The sequence below is a fragment of the Burkholderia sp. HAN2018 genome (assembly GCF_024704855.1).
In the GTDB taxonomy this organism is placed as follows: Bacteria; Pseudomonadota; Gammaproteobacteria; order Burkholderiales; family Burkholderiaceae; genus Burkholderia; species Burkholderia cepacia.
In genome coordinates, this window is sequence record NZ_QOBB01000428.1 from 1 (window position 1) to 2,782 (window position 2,782).

Genomic DNA, 2,782 nt, shown 5'->3' on the forward strand with positions numbered 1-2,782 from the left:
GGCGCCGCCGCGGCCGCCGCGTTGCCGGGCGCGGGTGGCGCAGGCGCGGACTTCGGGCTTGGCGGCTTCGCGGAACGCATTCCCGGCATCTCGCGGATGAAGGGCAACCCGAAGCTGCCGTTCCTGATCGCCGTCGCGTTCGCGGTCGCCGTGATCACCGCGCTCGTGCTGTGGAGCCGCGCGCCCGACTATCGCGTGCTGTACAGCAACCTGTCGGATCGCGACGGCGGCGCGATCATCGCCGCGCTCCAGCAGGCAAACGTTCCCTACAAGTTCGCCGATGCCGGCGGCGCGATCCTCGTGCCGTCGAACCAGGTACATGAAACGCGCCTGAAGCTCGCCGCGATGGGGCTGCCGAAGGGCGGCTCGGTCGGCTTCGAGCTGATGGACAACCAGAAGTTCGGCATCAGCCAGTTCGCCGAGCAGATCAACTACCAGCGCGCGCTCGAAGGCGAGCTGCAGCGCACCATCGAATCGATCAACGCCGTGCGCGGCGCGCGCGTGCATCTCGCGATCCCGAAGCCGTCGGTGTTCGTGCGCGACAAGGAAGCGCCGAGCGCATCGGTGTTCGTCGACCTCTATCCGGGCCGCGTGCTCGACGAGGGCCAGGTGCAGGCGATCACGCGGATGGTGTCGTCCGGCGTGCCCGACATGCCCGCGAAGAACGTGACGATCGTCGACCAGGACGGCAACCTGCTGACCCAGACCGCCTCGGCATCCGGCCTCGACGCGAGCCAGCTCAAGTACGTGCAGCAGGTCGAGCACAACACGCAGAAGCGCATCGACGCGATCCTCGCGCCGATCTTCGGCACGGGCAACGCGCGCTCGCAGGTCAGCGCGGACCTCGATTTCTCGAAGGTCGAGCAGACGTCGGAAAGCTACGGCCCGAACGGCAATCCGCAGCAATCCGCGATCCGTAGCCAGCAGACCAGCAGCGCGACCGAGCTCGCGCAGGGCGGCGCGTCGGGCGTGCCGGGCGCGTTGTCGAACACGCCGCCGCAGCCGGCGTCCGCGCCGATCGTCGCCGGCAACGGCCAGAACGCGCCGCAGACGACGCCCGTGAGCGACCGCAAGGACCAGACGACCAACTACGAGCTCGACAAGACGATCCGTCACCTCGAGCAGCCGATGGGCAGCGTGAAGCGGCTGTCGGTCGCGGTCGTCGTCAACTATCAGCCGGTTGCCGACGCGAAGGGCCACGTGACGATGCAGCCGCTGCCGCCCGCGAAGCTCGCGCAGGTCGAGCAGCTCGTGAAGGACGCGATGGGCTACGACGCGAAGCGCGGCGACTCGGTGAACGTCGTGAACAGCGCGTTCTCGACCGCGAGCGACCCGTACGCCGACCTGCCGTGGTGGCGCCAGCCCGACATGATCGCGATGGCGAAGGAAGCCGCGAAGTGGCTCGGCATCGCGGCGGCCGCGGCGGCGCTCTACTTCATGTTCGTGCGCCCGGCGATGCGCCGCGCGTTCCCGCCGCCCGAGCCGGTCGCGCCGGCGCTCGCCGCGCCGGAAGATCCGGTCGCGCTCGACGGCCTGCCGGCGCCGGAGAAGGCCGAAGAACCCGACGCGCTGCTGCTCGGTTTCGAAAGCGAAAAGAACCGTTACGAACGCAACCTCGACTACGCGCGCTCGATCGCCCGCCAGGATCCGAAGATCGTCGCCACCGTCGTGAAGAACTGGGTGTCCGATGAACGCTGAAGGCTTGACCAAGAGCGCGCTGCTGCTGATGTCGATCGGCGAGGAAGAGGCCGCGCAGGTATTCAAGTTCCTCGCGCCGCGCGAGGTCCAGAAGATCGGCGCCGCGATGGCCGCGCTGAAGAACGTCACGCGCGAGCAGGTCGAGGACGTGCTGCAGGAATTCGCGAAGGAAGCGGAGCAGCACACCGCGCTGTCGCTCGATTCGAGCGACTACATCCGCTCGGTGCTGACCAAGGCGCTCGGCGAGGACAAGGCCGGCGTGCTGATCGACCGCATCCTGCAGGGCAGCGACACGAGCGGCATCGAGGGCCTGAAGTGGATGGACTCGGGCGCGGTGGCCGAACTGATCAAGAACGAGCATCCGCAGATCATCGCGACGATCCTCGTGCACCTCGACCGCGACCAGGCATCCGAGATCGCGTCGTGCTTCACCGAACGCCTGCGTAACGACGTGATGCTGCGGATCGCGACGCTCGACGGCATCCAGCCGGCCGCGCTGCGCGAACTCGACGACGTGCTGACGGGCCTGCTGTCCGGCAGCGACAACCTGAAGCGCAGCCCGATGGGCGGCATCCGGACCGCGGCCGAGATCCTGAACTTCATGACGAGCGTGCATGAGGAAGGCGTGCTCGAAAGCGTGCGCCAGTACGACGCGGATCTCGCGCAGAAGATCGTCGACCAGATGTTCGTGTTCGAGAACCTGCTCGACCTCGAGGACCGCGCGATCCAGATGGTGCTCAAGGAAGTCGAGTCGGAAACGCTGATCATCGCGCTGAAGGGCGCGCCGCCCGCGCTGCGCCAGAAGTTCCTCGCGAACATGTCGCAGCGCGCGGCCGAACTGCTCGCCGAGGATCTCGACGCGCGCGGCCCGGTACGCGTGTCCGAAGTCGAGACGCAGCAGCGCCGCATCCTGCAGATCGTGCGCAACCTGGCCGAGAGCGGCGCGATCGCGATCGGCGGCAAGGCGGAAGACGCGTATGTCTGATTCGGCGAGCGATCGCGCGGGCACCCTCACCGCCTACCAGCGGTGGGAGATGGCGTCGTTCGACCCGCCGCCGCCCCCGCCGCCGCCCGACGACGCGGC

The 2,782-nt window shown here is 68.3% G+C and carries 2 protein-coding genes and 1 pseudogene; all 3 read left to right on the forward strand.

Going from position 1 to position 2,782, the window contains the following annotated elements:
- Window positions 1–1,698, forward strand: a 1,698-nt coding sequence (gene fliF, locus DPV74_RS40520; RefSeq protein ID WP_119339226.1) for a flagellar basal-body MS-ring/collar protein FliF, incomplete at its 5' end; no start/stop codon positions are given.
- Complete coding sequence (fliG, locus tag DPV74_RS40525) at window positions 1,688–2,683, forward strand: flagellar motor switch protein FliG (protein ID WP_027788887.1); 996 nt, start codon at window positions 1,688–1,690, stop codon at window positions 2,681–2,683. The genes fliF and fliG, both read left to right, overlap by 11 nt.
- A pseudogene (locus DPV74_RS40530) lies at window positions 2,676–2,782 on the forward strand (flagellar assembly protein FliH); the annotation flags it as partial. The gene fliG and the pseudogene DPV74_RS40530, both read left to right, overlap by 8 nt.